Annotated in this window: 13 protein-coding genes; 4 read left to right on the forward strand and 9 right to left on the reverse strand. The window is 62.9% G+C overall.

Translation table 11 applies throughout. The features are described 5' to 3' along the window. Positions 1 to 251: 251 nt before the first annotated feature. From IB277_RS17590 to IB277_RS17610, 5 genes are all read right to left on the reverse strand, one after another. On the reverse strand, positions 252 to 2,891 hold the full coding sequence (locus IB277_RS17590; RefSeq protein ID WP_090298010.1) for an EAL domain-containing protein: 2,640 nt from the start codon (positions 2,889 to 2,891) through the stop codon (positions 252 to 254). Between the two features lie 132 nt (positions 2,892 to 3,023). After that, the gene (locus IB277_RS17595; RefSeq protein ID WP_089044918.1) at positions 3,024 to 3,209 is read right to left on the reverse strand and encodes a DUF3008 family protein; all 186 of its coding nucleotides are present in this window, start codon (positions 3,207 to 3,209) and stop codon (positions 3,024 to 3,026) included. 63 nt (positions 3,210 to 3,272) lie between these two features. After that, positions 3,273 to 4,892, reverse strand: a complete 1,620-nt coding sequence (locus IB277_RS17600) for a cisplatin damage response ATP-dependent DNA ligase (RefSeq protein ID WP_090298007.1) — start codon at positions 4,890 to 4,892, stop codon at positions 3,273 to 3,275. A 4-nt stretch (positions 4,893 to 4,896) separates the two neighbouring features. Beyond that, positions 4,897 to 5,907 (reverse strand): ligase-associated DNA damage response exonuclease, encoded by a 1,011-nt coding sequence (locus IB277_RS17605; protein WP_060517502.1) that lies wholly within the window; start codon positions 5,905 to 5,907, stop codon positions 4,897 to 4,899. A gap of 88 nt (positions 5,908 to 5,995) precedes the next feature. Then, positions 5,996 to 6,949, reverse strand: a complete 954-nt coding sequence (locus IB277_RS17610) for a nucleoside hydrolase (protein WP_089044921.1) — start codon at positions 6,947 to 6,949, stop codon at positions 5,996 to 5,998. A gap of 204 nt (positions 6,950 to 7,153) precedes the next feature. On the opposite strand from IB277_RS17610, the gene IB277_RS17615 reads away from it, so the two are divergent. Further along, positions 7,154 to 7,477, forward strand: a complete 324-nt coding sequence (locus IB277_RS17615) for a hypothetical protein (RefSeq protein ID WP_060581254.1) — start codon at positions 7,154 to 7,156, stop codon at positions 7,475 to 7,477. 199 nt (positions 7,478 to 7,676) lie between these two features. After that, positions 7,677 to 8,336 carry a hypothetical protein gene (locus tag IB277_RS17620; RefSeq protein WP_090298101.1) on the forward strand — a complete coding sequence of 220 codons (660 nt, stop codon included), beginning with the start codon at positions 7,677 to 7,679 and terminating at the stop codon, positions 8,334 to 8,336. 98 nt (positions 8,337 to 8,434) lie between these two features. Here the strand turns inward: IB277_RS17620 and lysS are convergent, their stop codons facing one another. Further along, positions 8,435 to 9,931 carry a lysine--tRNA ligase gene (lysS, locus tag IB277_RS17625; protein ID WP_090298004.1) on the reverse strand — a complete coding sequence of 499 codons (1,497 nt, stop codon included), beginning with the start codon at positions 9,929 to 9,931 and terminating at the stop codon, positions 8,435 to 8,437. Positions 9,932 to 9,941: 10 nt separating this feature from the next. Then, positions 9,942 to 11,399 (reverse strand): glutamate--tRNA ligase, encoded by a 1,458-nt coding sequence (gltX, locus tag IB277_RS17630; protein WP_090298001.1) that lies wholly within the window; start codon positions 11,397 to 11,399, stop codon positions 9,942 to 9,944. A gap of 257 nt (positions 11,400 to 11,656) precedes the next feature. Here gltX and IB277_RS17635 point away from each other — a divergent pair, with 257 nt between their 5' ends. Together IB277_RS17635 and IB277_RS17640 are read left to right on the forward strand one after the other, a co-directional pair. Continuing rightward, positions 11,657 to 12,004, forward strand: coding sequence for a helix-turn-helix transcriptional regulator (locus tag IB277_RS17635; protein ID WP_192371327.1), 348 nt, complete (start codon positions 11,657 to 11,659; stop codon positions 12,002 to 12,004). A gap of 226 nt (positions 12,005 to 12,230) precedes the next feature. Beyond that, positions 12,231 to 12,611, forward strand: coding sequence for a VOC family protein (locus tag IB277_RS17640; protein ID WP_060581256.1), 381 nt, complete (start codon positions 12,231 to 12,233; stop codon positions 12,609 to 12,611). Between the two features lie 239 nt (positions 12,612 to 12,850). Here IB277_RS17640 and IB277_RS17645 read toward each other — a convergent pair whose 3' ends face one another. Further along, positions 12,851 to 13,600 carry a TerC family protein gene (locus IB277_RS17645; protein ID WP_034787044.1) on the reverse strand — a complete coding sequence of 250 codons (750 nt, stop codon included), beginning with the start codon at positions 13,598 to 13,600 and terminating at the stop codon, positions 12,851 to 12,853. 169 nt (positions 13,601 to 13,769) lie between these two features. Then, the gene (locus IB277_RS17650; protein ID WP_034787039.1) at positions 13,770 to 14,609 is read right to left on the reverse strand and encodes an AraC family transcriptional regulator; all 840 of its coding nucleotides are present in this window, start codon (positions 14,607 to 14,609) and stop codon (positions 13,770 to 13,772) included. Between the last annotated feature and the right edge of the window lie 7 nt (positions 14,610 to 14,616).

The following is a 14,616-nucleotide window of genomic DNA, read 5'->3' on the forward strand; positions in this document are numbered from 1 at the left end:
AAGAATGCACAAGGGACGCACCAGGATTTTGATTCTAGAGCATCTTTTCCGCTTTCAGTGGTTCCACTTGAAGCGGGACACTCTAGAGGCCCGAAAGGGCGGTCGCATCAGCGACTGCCGCAGGTGATGCCGCCATTCCCAAGAATGTGGAGGCAGGCAATTGTTTTTATGGCGATTCGCGGCAGGGCTGCCAAGCCTCAAGCCTGCGAAAAATGCACGCACCTGCGCTTTTTAGCTGTGGCCGAAGCCTCTCAGGCTGCCAGCCACCGACGCTCGAAGGCGAAGGTCGCAAGGTCGTTGGCGCTCATGGGCCGCGCGAAAGCATAACCTTGCAGCCCATGGCAGCCGAGTTCCTTCAGGATGGCCGCGTGTTCGAGGGTCTCGACGCCTTCGGCGATCACTTCGATGCCGAGCGACGTGCCGATGTCGATGATGGACTCGACCAGACGCTTTTCGGCTGGGGATTTGAGGATCGGCAGGACGAGCTGGCGGTCGATCTTCAAGCGCCGCGGCGTCAGCTTCAGCAGGCTGACGATGGATGCATAGCCGGTGCCGAAATCGTCGATCTCGATGGCGATGCCGAGTTCCTTGATCCGGCGGATGTTCGACAGGACCGTCATGTCGCTTTCGTCGAAGGAGATCGATTCCAACAGTTCAAACGACAGGCGGCCGGCCGGGATCTGCAACTGTTCCAGGCGCTCGATCAGATTTTCGTCGTGAAGCCGGGCATAGGAGAGATTGACAGAGACTTTGGGGATACGAATGCCGCTTGCTTCCCAGCGATAGATCTGGAACAGCGCCTGCTCCAGGATCGCCTGGTCGATCGCGGCCACAACATTGATGTCTTCGGCCGTCTTCAGGAACGTGTGTGGGCCGAGCAGGCCCTTGGTCGGATGGTCCCAGCGCGCCAGCGCCTCGACACCGATGATGTCGAGCGAGCGCGGGCAGAACTGCGGCTGGAAATACGCGATGAATTCGTTGTGTTCGAGCCCGCGCAGGATCTCGTCGGCCGTCTGCTTGGTCTTGAAGACGGCCGTCTTCAGTTCGCCGGTAAAGATCTCGTGGCGGTTGCGGCCGCGGCGCTTGGCTTCATAGAGCGCGATGTCGGCGTTGACGAGCACGTGCGACAGCTCTTCGCTCGTCTGGCTTTGGGCGGCGATGCCGATGCTGACGCCGATGCGGCACTCCTGGTCCTTGTAGCGGACGGGCACGCTCATCGCCTCGATGATGCGTGACGCCAGCCGGGCATCCGGCTCGATGCCTCCATCCTGGCGGACGAGCACGAATTCGTCGCCGCCGATGCGGGCGACGAAGTCCTTTTCGTCGGCATTGCCGCGCAGAAGCTCGGCGGCATGCCGCAGGATCTCGTCACCCGCCGCGTGGCCGAGCGTATCGTTGATCTGCTTGAAGCGGTCGAGGTCCATGTGGAAGATGCTGAGTTTCGCCTCCCGCGCGAAATGCCGGTCGCGATCGGCCAGGACCTGGTCGAGGAAACGCCGGTTTGGCAGGCCGGTCAGCGGATCGTGCAGCGCGTTGAACTCCATGCGATGGCGCGCCGCTTCGAGTTCGACGCTGTGCGCCTCGGCCGTGCGCTTGGCTTCGAAAAGCGTTTCGCGGGTTTCGAAGTCGGCGGTCACGTCCCAGTTGACCCCGACGATCTTCCTGTGCCCGTCGGCGCCGATATAGAAGGAGCCGTTGGCCCGGATGTGGCGCGTGCTGCCGTCGGGCAGGCGAACGCGGAAGTCGGAATTGTAGGCGAGCCCGGATTCCAGCGCCTCGGCAAATTCCCGCTCGGCGCGGTCGAGGTCGTCCGGGTGCAGCGCGTCCTTCCAGTCGTCATAGGCCTGACGCAACGACGTCTTTTGCCCATAGAGTTCCTTGGTCCGCTCGTCCCAGAGCAGCTTCTTGCTGGCGATGTCGAGTTCCCAGATGCCGATCTGGGAGGAGTCGAGCGCGATCTTCAGCCGATGGGACAGTTCCTGGAGCTGCGCCTTGCTGTATCTGAGCGCACGAATGTTGCCTTGCCGCTCGCTCAAGAGGCGCCCGGTCAACACCATCGGCAGGATGATCATCAGTCCGCCGATGACGATGAGGCCGCGGATGAGCCAGGCGTTGCCCGCCGTCGTCGGCCAACCGCCCTTCGGAACGGCTGCGATATGCCAGGAACCGCCGGGTAGGAGCACGGTCATTTCGACCGGCGAGCCACGGAAAATATTGGCGTCGCCGTAAAAGACCGGACCTTGCGCGCCTGTGCCGTCCTGACCGGCAATGGCGACGTCTATGCCGAGTTCATCGGAAGAAAGGCCGCTGTCGCGATAGAGCCGGTCCACGTCGATGATGGCCGAGACGATGCCCCAGAAGCGGTTGCTGCCGCCGCCGGCGTCGATCGATACGGGGAAGCGGCCGATCAGCCCTTTGCCGCCCTGGACGAGATCGACAGGCCCGGCAAGCACCATTTGGCCGGTGTCCTTTACGCGCATGACGGCGGCGCGCTGCGCTTCGTTCCGGCGGTAGTCGAGGCCGAGTGCGCGGCGATTTTGTTCGAGCGGGTAGACGAGCGAGACGATCAGATTGGGCGCAGCCGCGATGCTGCGCAATTGCGAGCGCTCGGTGAAGACGCTGCGCGACAGCGCGGCGAAGCGCTGCTGATCCATTGCCGGCTCGGTGACCAGCGTGCCGATCAGCCCGCGCACGAGCTGGATGTTGCCGTTGACGTTGGCCTCGAGCTTGGAGCGGATGGGATTGAGTTCCTCGGCGACGCGCGCGCGCTGGCGCGCCTCGTCGACCACCTGGTTCTGGTTGTCCGCAAGGATGCCAGCGACCAGAACCACGAAGGCGGCAATGATCGCCGGAAGATAGCTCGGCGTCAAAACCCTGGCGAGCCTCTTCATCCCGAGGTTGAAAGCATGTCTGGCAGGCACGAAACACCCCGGCGGCACGCGAATGGCTATGTCTTGAGCCGGATAATCCCAAAAGGGTCTTAATAAACCTTGTTTTAGGTTCCGCTTTTATTCCTTCGCGTCTCAGTCACCTTTGTGCTCGGGCAGCTTCTTGTGCTTGGTTTCTGCAAGGTCTTCGAGTTCACCTTCGCTCATGGATTTTTCCATTTCGCGCGAGGCGCCCTTGAGGCTGGATTTCTTGACGTCGCCGCGCTTGGCGGCAAGGGCAGCGCCGGCTGCACGCTGTTGGGCTTTCGACTGGGCTGGCATGGCACATCGCCTTTCGGTTGGTTGCCCTGGCCAACGCGAGGCAGCGCCGGATGTTCCGCGAAGCTAGGTATTCTCCCGCGCCTCGATCATCGCCTGCAGCGTCTCCAGCCGGTCGGCGTCACGCGGCAGCTTGTCCTGTCTCAGGCGCGCGATGCGCGGGAAGCGCATGGCGACGCCCGACTTGTGGCGGCTCGAGCGGTTGATACCCTCGAAGGCGACCTCGACAACGAAACCGAACTCGGGCTCGGCCCTGACGGCGCGCACCGGCCCGAAGCGCTCGGTCGTATTGTCCCGGACGAAACGGTCGAGAATTTCCAGTTCGGCGTCGGTGAAGCCGAAATAGGCCTTGCCGACCGGTACCAGCGTTTCCTTTCCGTCGATGTCGGTCCAGACGCCGAAGGTGTAATCGGAGTAGTAGCTCGAGCGCTTGCCGTGGCCGCGCTGGGCATACATCAGCACCGCGTCGATGTTGAAGGGCGCGCGCTTCCACTTGAACCACGGGCCTTTGGCGCGGCCCGGCGTATAGGGCGAATCCAGCCGTTTCAGCATGATGCCCTCGATCACCGGATCGGGCGGGTCGGCGCGCAGGCTGTCGAGTTCTTGCCAGGACGCGAAGGGCACCAGCGGCGACAGGTCGAAATGCTGCGGCGAGGCGCGCTCGACGAGGTCGGCGAGCCGCGCGCGTCGTTCGACGAAACCCAGTGGGCGAACGTCCTCTTCGCCTGAGAAGAGAATGTCATAGGCGCGGACGAAGGCCGGATAGGTCTCGATGAGCTTAGGGCTGACCGTCTTGCGGTTCAGCCGTTGCTGCAGGTCGGCGAAAGTTCGGGTTGCGCGGTTGGTGCGCGCGGTGCCGCCGACGAGCAGTTCGCCATCGATCACCCCGGTGAAGTCGGCGGCCTCCAGGACGTCGGGAAAGGCGCCGGAAATCTCGTCGCCACTGCGGGAATAGAGCCGGCGCACGCCGCCGATATTGGCAAGCTGCACGCGGATCCCGTCCCACTTCCATTCGGCAGCGAAGTCCTTGGGGTCGAGCCCGTCGAGATCGCCGTCGCCGACAGGATTGGCGAGCATGACCGAATGAAAGACGGCCGGCGTCGAAAGCTCGGGCTTTTCCGCCTCGCCCGAAAGCCAGCGGAAGAGCGGCAGATAGGGCGGCGACAGGCCGTGCCAGAGGGTCTCGATCTCGGCGACGTCCTTGCCGCCCATGTCGGCGAGCGCCTGCTTGGCGAGCTTCGCCGATACCCCGATGCGAAGGCCGCCCGTCACAAGTTTGAGGAAGGCGAAGCGCGCCGACGTATCCAATCGGTCGAGCATGTCGCGAACGACGCCGCGCACATCGGCCCGTCCGGTCCTTTGCAGACGCTCGATGGCCTCGCCAAGCGGAATGTCCGCCTCTACGGTGCCGGTAGGCGGCTCCCAGACGAGCGACACCGTTTCGGCGAGGTCACCGACATAGTCGTAGGAATACTGGAAAAGCACCGCGTCCATGCGTTCGAGCAAGAGGTCGCGGATCATCGCCGGCTTGACGGTGTTGAGCGACAGCGTGCCGGCGATCGCCGCGAGCGCATAGCCGCGATCCGGATCCGGCGCGGTCCGGAAGTAATCGACAAGCAGGCGGATCTTGGCATTGCGCTGCGGGCTGAGGACGAGGCGGTCGAGCAGTTCGGCGAAGGCGCGCATCTCGTCACTCTCCCTCGTCGTCGTAGCCGACGAGGTGAAGCGGGCGGGCGGCGATGCCCTTGAGCTCGCACCAGCGCACCAGCGCTTCCTCGCGTCCGTGCGTGACCCAGACCTCGGCCGGCGCGATCTCGGTGATCGTTGCCGTCAGTTCGGCCCAGTCACAATGGTCGGAGATGATCAATGGCAGCTCGACGCCCCGCTGTTTCGCTCGTTGCCGGATCAACATCCAGCCGGAAGCGAAACTGGCAATCGGGTCGGAGAAGCGCCGCGACCAGCGATCGGCGAAGGCGGCGGGCGGGCCGATCACGATCGTGCCCCTGAAATCCTGCTTTTCGTCGGCGGCAAGCGTTGCCGGGCGCAGGTCGCCGAGGTCGATGCCCTGGCTCTGATAGTAGTCGCACAGCCGTTGCAGGGCGCCATGGATGAAGATCGGCTGGTGATACCCCTCTTCGCGCAGGAGTGCGATCACCCGCTGCGCCTTGCCGAGCGCATAGGCACCGACCACGTGCGTGCGCTCGGGAAACTGGGCGAGCGACGTCAGCAATTTGCGGGTTTCCGCGCGATCGTCCGGGTGGTGGAAGACCGGCAGGCCGAAGGTCGCTTCGGTGATGAAGACATCGCAGGCGACCGGCTCGAAGCCGGCGCAGGTCGGATCCCGTCGTCGCTTGTAGTCGCCAGACGCGACGATGCGCACGCCGTTTGCACGAACGGAGATCTGCGCCGAGCCGAGTACATGACCGGCCGGATGGAAGCCCACGTCGACGCCATTGACGACAAGGGGTTCACCGAGGCTGATCGCCTGGCTCGTGCCGCAGAAGTCGTCGCCGTAGCGGATGCGCATGATGTCGAGGGTCTCGCGGGTGGCGAGCACGTGGCCGTGCCCCGCGCGGGCATGGTCGGAATGGCCGTGTGTGATCAGCGCCCTTTCGACCGGTTGAACCGGGTCGATGTAGAAGTCACCGATCGGGCAATAGAGGCCTTTGGGGGCGGGGTAGAGCAGGGCGTCCGGTTTCATGGACTGAAAGATAGCCGGCGAATGCGCATTCGCCAGCCGTCTTGTTCAAGTTTTTCAAGGCGCAACATTTGCTGCGCCTCGATCAGGTTCAGCCGGGCAGAACCAGCGTGTCGATAATGAGCTTCAGCGTGCGGGCGGCATCGATGTCGATGCAGGCCTTCTGGCTCGGAAGATCGTCCCAGGGGCTTGGCGGGAACAAACGGTTGTCGGGGCTCTGGATCGTCTGGCCGTCGGCAATGCCGCCGCAGACGACACGGATCGATCCGCTCCTGACGGTGAAGAGGTCGGGCGCCACGACATAGGCGCAGGCGCAGCTGTCATGCACGACCATGCCGTCGGGCACGTGCTGCTCGTAGAAGGTGACGTAGAATTTTGAGATATCGGCAAGCAGCTTGCCGGCGTCGCCGCCGCGTTCGGCGATATCGGCGATCATCGCCTTGGTCATCACGGTCTGGGTGGTGACGTCGAGGCCAACGACGGTGACCGGCCAGGGGGCCGTCATGACGACGTCGGCGGCTTCCGGGTCGCCGTGGATGTTGGCCTCGGCAGCCGGCGTGATGTTGCCGTTGACGTCGAAGGCGCCACCCATGATGACGACTTCGCGCACGAGCGCTGCGAAATCGGGATCCTCGCGCAGCGCCAGCGCCAGGTTGGTCATGCGGCCAACGGCGATCAGCGTCACTTCGCCGGGATGGGCGCGAACGGTGTCGATGATGAAGCGGTGCGCCGGGCGCGGATCGACCGGCAGGTCGACCGTCTCGGGCACGTCGATGTTGCCGAGGCCATCGTCACCGTGGATGAAGGTCGGCCAGCCGACATGCGGGCGGTCGGGATTGAAAGTCTTGTCGAGACCCTTGGCGACGGGCGCACCGATGCCCCAACGCTGCTTCAGGAACAGCGCGTTGCGGGTAGTGGTTTCGACCGAGGCGTTGCCGAATACGGTGGTGATGCCGATCAGGTCGATGGCCGGGTGACGGTGCAGGAAAAGCAGCGCCATTGCATCGTCGATGCCCGGATCCGTATCAAAGATGACTTTATGCATTCTCGTTCTTCTTTTCTTGTTCTTGTGTTTGACGGCTCGCAATGGAGGCAAGATGGCCGCGAATGTCAATCGCCATCCGGGTTGACGCGAGGAGCGGCCGTGCCTCTGGCCATGGTTTCCATGGGAACATGACCAACCGGGCGAGCATGGCAAGCTTTGCGTGTGGATGGGAACGGCTCATCCAGTCAATCGGGAGGTAATGTCATGCATCGGCTGGTCCTTGTTTCCATGATCGTCGTCACCGCGGCAACGTCGTTTGCCGCTCCCTCCTTTGCCCAAAGTGCCGGTGGCAAGGGCCGCGGTGGCGGTGGTGGCGGACACGGTTCTTCCAACAGCAGCGACTGGTATGCCGGCATCGGTTCCTTCACCCATGCCAACGACAGCTACAACCGGCGGCGCCCCAAGGTCATCCTGACGAAGTCGGGCGCCAATTGCGTCGAAAACCGCCGGTGGATCGATGCCTCGGGCAAGGTGCATCTTTCGCCTTATCGCGAGTGCCGCGACCGGATCGATATCGCCGTCGACTGATCGGCGTGCATGCTTCAGGCAGGAGGCCGGCGCACAATCACCGGCCTCCTGTCTGTTGATCTGCCACCCGCCGGTGTCTTGCGGGTTGCCGGCAGATCGCTACCGCAATTTAAACTTTCCGAAAGGTCGCGCGCCTAATGTTGTGCTGCCCGTTCCGGGCTTTCTGCAATTTCTGGATATGATGGCGGAGTCCACGCTCGTGAAGGCTATCCTCGGCAAGATCAGGCCATCAAAGAGACTGCTCGTCATTCTCACGGCGGCTTTCGGTGTTTCCGCCGCTTCGGGCGGTGCTGCCGTCTATGTCAGCCGCGATGCGCTCATGGCGGAACTTTCCAAGCCGAAGGTTTCGGGCCTCGAGTGTACGACCATTCGCACGTTGAAGCTCGGCCACAACGGCCAGCGCTGGATCCGCATGCACGTCAAGACCGACCGCGCCGACGGCCAGGCGCGCATGCGCACGGCGTTGCGCGTCGTGGGCGCCCTGGCGAAGGCCGAGCGGGCAGATCTCTATCAGGTCGTCGTGCTCGATTCCGCAGGTCCCGAAAACCGGGCTGACGTGCGCGGTGCGGCGATCGGTGCGGAGGTGCTCTTCGCCCCCGGTCCGCGGAGCGTTCCGGGCATGAGCGAGACGTTTCGGGCGTTCTACAATGACGGCACGGCAAATTCTGTCGGCGTCTTCCATGGCAAGACCGTCGACCTTTCGATGGACGACATCCGCGCGATGATGGCGGCCATGGACGACCATTCGCCATGCATCGACCCGTCGGCCGCACCGGCCGATGGCGTGAGCGCCGAGGGCGGCGCCGGTGAGCAGGAGGCCAAGCCGGCCGAGACCGCCGAGGCGCCTGCGGGCCACTAGGCCCGGGTTACGTTCGGTAATCCGTTCTTTCTGAGAATTGAAAAAAGGCCCGGCGCGTGAGCGGCGGGCCTTCGTGTTCGTGGGTTTTGCGACCTTGATCAGTCAGCCTTCTGCCGGCGGGCCGGGAAGAGGATGACGTCGCGGATCGACGGTGCGTTGGTGAGCAGCATGATCAGGCGGTCGACGCCGATGCCGAGGCCACCGGCCGGCGGCATGCCCTGGTCGATCGCGTCAAGGAACTCGTCGTCGAGCTGCTTGGCCTTTTCGCCGCGGGCGTGCGCCTGTTCCAGCTGCTCGACCATCCGGGCGCGCTGCTCTTCCGGATCGTTGAGTTCGGAGAAGGCGTTGCCCAGTTCCCAGGCGTTGCAATAGGTCTCGAAACGCTCGACGAGGCGCGGTTCGCCCGGCACTTCCTTGGCAAAGGGCGAGATGTCCTTCGGGAAATGCGTGACGTGGGCCGGCTGGATCAGCGTGCCTTCGACCCTCTCTTCGAAGATGAAGGCGAGGCACTCGCCCCAGGTCCAGTCCTTCTCGACCTCGAAGCCGGCAGCCTTGGCGGCAGCGCGGGCTTCTTCGTCGGTCTTCATCGCCAGGAAGTCGATGCCGGTCGCTTCCTTGACAGCGTCGGGCATCGGCACGCGGCGGAACGGACCCTTGAAGGAGATTTCCTTGTCGCCATAGGCAAACTCGGTCGAGCCGTGGATCGCCATGGCAAGCTCACCGAACAGCCGCTCGACGAGGTCCATGATGTCCTCGTAGTCGGCATAGGCCCAGTAGCACTCCATCATGGTGAATTCCGGATTGTGCCGGGTGGAGACGCCTTCGTTACGGAAGTTGCGGTTGATCTCGAAGACCTTGTCGGTGAGGCCCGAAACCAGCGTGCGCTTCAAGTACAGTTCCGGCGCGATGCGCAGGAACATGTCGAGCTTCAGCGTGTTGTGATGCGTCTTGAACGGCTCGGCGGTGGCGCCGCCGTAGACCGAGTGCAGCATCGGCGTTTCGACTTCCATGAAGCCGTCGTTTTCCATGAAGCGGCGGATGCCCGAGACGATCTTGCTGCGCTGCTGGAAGCGCAGCTTCGATTCCTCGTTGGTCATGATGTCGAGGTGGCGCTTGCGGTAGCGGATCTCGATGTCGGAGAGGCCGTGCCACTTTTCGGGCATCGGCAGCAGCGACTTCGTCAGCATGGTGATTGCCTGGGCGTTGATCGTCAGCTCACCACGCTTGGTGCGGCGAACGACGCCGGTCACGCCGATGATATCGCCGATGTCGATCATCGGCAGCAGCGCGCGGGCGTCTTCCGGCGTGGTGTCCTTGTGGCTGAAGATCTGGATCTTGCCGGAGGCGTCATGGATGTCCATGAACATGCCGGAGTTGCGCGAGGAATAGACGCGGCCGGCAACGGTCACGACATCCTGGGTCTCGGTGTCCGGCTCCAGGCTCTCGTACTTTGCGGTCAGCTCGGCATTGCTCATCGTCCGGTGGAAATGCGCCGGATAGACGTCGCCGATCTGCTCGCGCAAAAGCTTCAGCTTCTGTGCGCGCACTTCCGTGGCGTCGGAGGAGAGGCCAGTGGTCTCGGTCTTGTCGTTCATCGTGCTCTCCTTACTTTCCGCTACCGGCCATGGAGGCGACCACCTGGGACGCGACCTTGAGGCGCTGGCGGACCACGGCGCGGCCGAGGATTTCCATGCTGTCGAACAGCGGCAGCGAGCGCTGCGAGCCGGACACAGACACGAAGAGCGGCGCCAGGATCACCTTCAGCTTCTTGCCCATGCGCTCGGCGACCGCGCGCAGTTCGGCTTCGATCGATTCCTTGTTCCATTCGAGGATCTTTTCAAGGTCCGGCTGAACGGTGTTGAGGATCTCGAGCAGTTCTTCGGGCGTCGACTTGACGCCGGCGAAGGCTTCGGGCTTGAGGCCGAGGTCGGACTTCAAGAGGAAGCTTGCGAGATCAGGCAGTTCGCCGAGCTTCGAAATGCGCGACTGGCTGAGCTTCAGGCCCTGTTTCAGGCGGTCGTTTTCCATGGCCCAGGCAAGGACGCGGGCGGCGAATTCTTCTTCCGAAAGCTTCTCGCGGATCCAGCGGGCGTTCAGCCAGTCGAGCTTCTGGATGTCGAAGATCGCGCCGGCCTTGGAGAGGTTCTCCGAGTCGAACTTTGCAGCCAGTTCCTCGATCGTCAGCAACTCCTCGCCTTCGGCGATCTGGATGAAGAACAGGCCGAGGAAGTTCATCAGCGCTTCCGGCAGATAGCCAAGCGCCGTGTAGTACGAGATCGACGTCGGGTTCTTGCGCTTCGACAGCTTCGACTTGTCGGCATTGCGCATCAGCGACAGGTGCATGAAGACCGGCGGCTCGAGGCCGAGATAGCGGTAGATCAGGATGTGCTTCGGCACGGAGGCCAGCCACTCCTCGCCGCGGGCGACGTGGGTGATCTTCATCAGGTGGTCGTCGACGACGTTGGCCATGTGGTAGGTCGGCATGCCGTCGGCCTTCAAGAGGACCTGCATGTCGACGGCATCCCACGGAATTTCCACGTCGCCATAGACGCCGTCGGTAAACTTGCACGAGCCCTCGGTCGGGATCTTCATGCGCACGACATGCGGCTCGCCGGCGGCAACGCGCGAGGTCACTTCTTCGGCGGACAGGTGGAGACACAGGCCGTCATACTTCGACGGCTTGCCGGCGGCGCGCTGGCTCTCGCGCATCTGCTCGAGCCGCTCGGGCGTGCAGAAGCAGCGGAAGCCGTGACCATTCTCGACGATCTTCTCGACGTAGGGGCGGTACATGTCCTTGCGGTCGCTCTGGCGGTAGGGACCATAGGGACCACCGACATCAGGACCTTCCGACCATTCGAGCCCGCACCATTTCAGCGCGTCCAGCACCTTCTGTTCGAACTCGGGCGTCGAGCGGGTGGCATCGGTGTCTTCGATGCGCAGGATGAACTCGCCACCGTGCTTCTTTGCGAAGAGGTAGTTGAACAGAGCGATGTAGGCGGTGCCGACATGCGGCTCGCCGGTGGGGGAGGGTGCGATGCGTACCCGGACTGCTGAATTTGCCATGGTCTTTGCCCGTCTGACGTGCTTTTCGCCCCTTGCCGGAGAAGAAACCGGCCGCCGGGGGCGCGCATTTTATGGGAAGGAAAGGCCCGCAAGGGTGCCGCAACAACGGTATCGGCAGGCTATTCCAATAGGCTCGCGTGAGACCATAGAACGCCGATCATGTCAACGGAAACCCGATCACGCCGGTTTTTGTTGACACTGCCGCCAGCGGGCGTTAATGAACCAAAAGGTTATTTAACTGAAAGGTTTTTTAGAAAATGCCGGAAGATCGCTTGTCGACGACGCTCTCAGCCCTGGCCGATCCAACGCGAAGGGCCATTCTCGCCCGCCTCGCACTTGGAGAGGCCTCGGTCGGCGAGCTGGCGGAGCCCTTCGAAATGAGCCTGCCGGCAGTCTCCAAGCATCTCAAGGTTCTCGAGCGCGCCGGGCTGATCAGCCGTGGCCGCGAAGCGCAGTGGCGACCATGCAAGCTCGAAGCCGCTCCGCTGAAGGACGTCAACAGCTGGCTCGACGGCTATCGTCGCTTCTGGGAGCTGAAGTTCGACCGTCTCGACGCCTATCTGCAGGAACTCCAGCATATCGACCCCGGTGCCGGCAAGAACTGATCGCCGCCCCGTCTTCCGTCCTTGGCCGTTCTGCGCTAAGCAGGGGACGTCGAAAAAGGCAGGACCGGATATGGTAAGCCCGGTCCCTTCGGTTTTCTAAACGAAGCTCTGCTCGAACGTCTCGTTCGAACCCGCGACGTGGTTCCGATGCAATCGCATCGGTCCGCGGCGGGGTGTATGCAATCGACGCAGTCCGCCGCGTTTCTCGAACACGGAGACTGTAAACATGCGACTGAACCATATCGACCTCTATAGCCCTGTCGTTGCCGAAACGGCGTCCTTCCTCATCGATCATTTCGGCCTGACGCTGGTCGAAAAGCGCGGCAACGATGCCTTTTTCCGCCTGACGGACGGTTCCGGCCTGGTGCTCGTCGTCAGCCCGCCGATCACTGCGCTCGGCGGCGGCGACCAGGTCAGCCTCGGGACCCAGACCTACCACATAGGCTTTTTGCTGCCGGTGCGGGCCGACGTCGACGATGCCTATCAGCGGGTGCTTGGATCCGGCGCCCAGGTGATCCCGCCTGCCGATCGGCACGGCGCCTATGTTTTCTACGTAGTGATACCCGGCAACATTCTGGTCGAGGTCGGCCATCGCCCGGATGTTTGAGCGGCTGAAACCGGATCGGAACGTTTCCTGAGGAGATGCGTTGTCCAACCAGAAGGCGTGGGGACTGGCCCCGGCAAGCTTGGCGGAAAGAGGAAACGACCCCGTTTGTCTTGCCGCTGATGGCTCGCGGTTGACGGCCGGTCAGCCGGGCTCCGCGTCTTCCAGAACTCCCGCAAGCAGAAGGCCCGCATCTTGGATGCGGGCCTTTCTCATGACGGGATTGTTTTCGGCCCGGCGCGTCAGTCGAGCTTTCCGGCCTTCCTCAGGCGCGCATTGCGCGCGACCATGTTGAGGATTTCGACGAGCGCCGAGAAGGCCATGGCGGCGTAGATGTAACCCTTCGGCACATGCAGGCCCATGCCTTCGGCGATCAGTGTCGTGCCGATCATCAGCAGGAAGGCGAGCGCCAGCATGACGATCGTCGGGTTCTTCTCGATGAAGTTGGCGAGCGGGTTGGCGGCAACGAGCATGACCGTGACGGCGGCGATGACGGCGATGACCATGATCGGCAGGTGCGGTGTCATGCCGACGGCGGTGATGATGCTGTCGACGGAGAAGACGAGGTCGAGCAAAAGGATCTGGGCGATCGCGGCGCCGAAGCTGTTGATCGCCGAGGAGGCGATAAAGTCCTCGCCGTGATCGGCCGGATCGACATTGTGGTGGATTTCCTTGGTCGCCTTCCAGACAAGGAACAGGCCGCCGGCGATCAGGATCATGTCCTTCCAGGAGAAGCCGTGGCCGAAGGCCTCGAACACCGGCGTCGTCAGCTTGACGATCCAGGCAACCGTGCCGAGCAGCGCAAGGCGCATGACGAGGGCAAGGGCGATACCGATGCGCCGGGCCTTTTCGCGATGCTCGACAGGCAGCTTGTTGGTGAGGATCGAGATGAAGATCAGGTTGTCGATGCCGAGAACCACCTCCATGACGACCAGGGTGACGAGGGCGACCCAGGCGGCGGGGTCTTGAGCAAGCAACAGGATATCCTGCATCGGCGATCTTTCTCTTTCAGCACTTCAAAAGTTCCACAGCGCCGCGCGTCCGATGGACGCGCGGCGCTGTGGGGGATGGCGCGTCGACGCGCAAGAATCGCCGAAAGTATTTAAGAAACATTGCGGAAGAGACAAGCGCCGCTGCCCGATTGCAGCGGCGCTTTACCGTTTACGATTTGACAGGAATCCACATTTCGACCACGCCCATGCCCGAATGCGGGTCAAAGCGCGCATCATAGCGTTCGATGAGGTCGGGCGTTTCTCCATGCTGCAGTCCGGATTCGGGCAGCCATGTGCCGAAGACGTAGTCGGCGGTTTTGGCGATCGCGGAGATGTGCCCGCGATGCAGAAAGACGGCGTAGCGCTGCTTCGGCAGCCGTAGCGTCGAAAAGCCTTCCGCCAGGTCGTCGGCGTCGCTGATTTCGGCCGCCGCCATGTAGCGGAAGGTGCCAGCCTCGCCGTTGCTGTCGGTGCACACACCGTAGGCGATGTCGCCTCTCTGTCCGGGTATCGCGCCGAAATGGCGATTGAACCGTTGCCAGAGCGACGGGATGCCTTCGGTGCGGCCGTAGGTGTAGGTTTCCGAAAGGCCCGCCAGAAGCAATGGCGGGCTGTCTTCGAAGCGGGGCGGGTCGATCTTGAGAAGGCGGGTATCGTCCATTCTTAAAGGCTCCATCAGCTCGATGTTTCGAATGTGCCTTTGCTTGCGAACCGTTTCGGGTGTCACGCCGAACTGGTCGCGAAAGGCACGGGTGAAAGCCTCGTGCGAGCTGTAGCCCGCATCGAGTGCCACCGAGAGGATGCTGATGGAGCCATCGGCAAGCGCGCTGGCGGCATCGCTGAGACGCCGTCCGCGGATATAAGCGGTGATCGAGCGGCCGGTGACCAGCCCGAAAACGCGCGAAAGATGGAAGCGCGAAAGGCCCGCGGCCCCGGCGATTTCATCCAGCGATATCTCTTTTGCGAAATGGCTCTCGATGAACCAGACCGCCCGTCCGATGGCACTCATCTTCACT

The organism is Ensifer sp. ENS07, from assembly GCF_014852185.1.
GTDB classification, from domain to species: domain Bacteria; phylum Pseudomonadota; class Alphaproteobacteria; order Rhizobiales; family Rhizobiaceae; genus Ensifer; species Ensifer adhaerens.

Bases quoted from the DNA above. Each gene is read 5' to 3' on its own strand.
- IB277_RS17590 (WP_090298010.1), bottom strand. From the start codon at position 2,891: ATGAAGAGGCTCGCCAGGGTTTTGACGCCGAGCTATCTTCCGGCGATC.
- IB277_RS17595 (WP_089044918.1), bottom strand. From the start codon at position 3,209: ATGCCAGCCCAGTCGAAAGCCCAACAGCGTGCAGCCGGCGCTGCCCTT.
- IB277_RS17600 (WP_090298007.1), bottom strand. From the start codon at position 4,892: ATGCGCGCCTTCGCCGAACTGCTCGACCGCCTCGTCCTCAGCCCGCAG.
- IB277_RS17605 (WP_060517502.1), bottom strand. From the start codon at position 5,907: ATGAAACCGGACGCCCTGCTCTACCCCGCCCCCAAAGGCCTCTATTGC.
- IB277_RS17610 (WP_089044921.1), bottom strand. From the start codon at position 6,949: ATGCATAAAGTCATCTTTGATACGGATCCGGGCATCGACGATGCAATG.
- IB277_RS17615 (WP_060581254.1), top strand. From the start codon at position 7,154: ATGCATCGGCTGGTCCTTGTTTCCATGATCGTCGTCACCGCGGCAACG.
- lysS (WP_090298004.1), bottom strand. From the start codon at position 9,931: ATGAACGACAAGACCGAGACCACTGGCCTCTCCTCCGACGCCACGGAA.
- gltX (WP_090298001.1), bottom strand. From the start codon at position 11,399: ATGGCAAATTCAGCAGTCCGGGTACGCATCGCACCCTCCCCCACCGGC.
- IB277_RS17635 (WP_192371327.1), top strand. From the start codon at position 11,657: ATGCCGGAAGATCGCTTGTCGACGACGCTCTCAGCCCTGGCCGATCCA.
- IB277_RS17640 (WP_060581256.1), top strand. From the start codon at position 12,231: ATGCGACTGAACCATATCGACCTCTATAGCCCTGTCGTTGCCGAAACG.
- IB277_RS17645 (WP_034787044.1), bottom strand. From the start codon at position 13,600: ATGCAGGATATCCTGTTGCTTGCTCAAGACCCCGCCGCCTGGGTCGCC.
- IB277_RS17650 (WP_034787039.1), bottom strand. From the start codon at position 14,609: ATGAGTGCCATCGGACGGGCGGTCTGGTTCATCGAGAGCCATTTCGCA.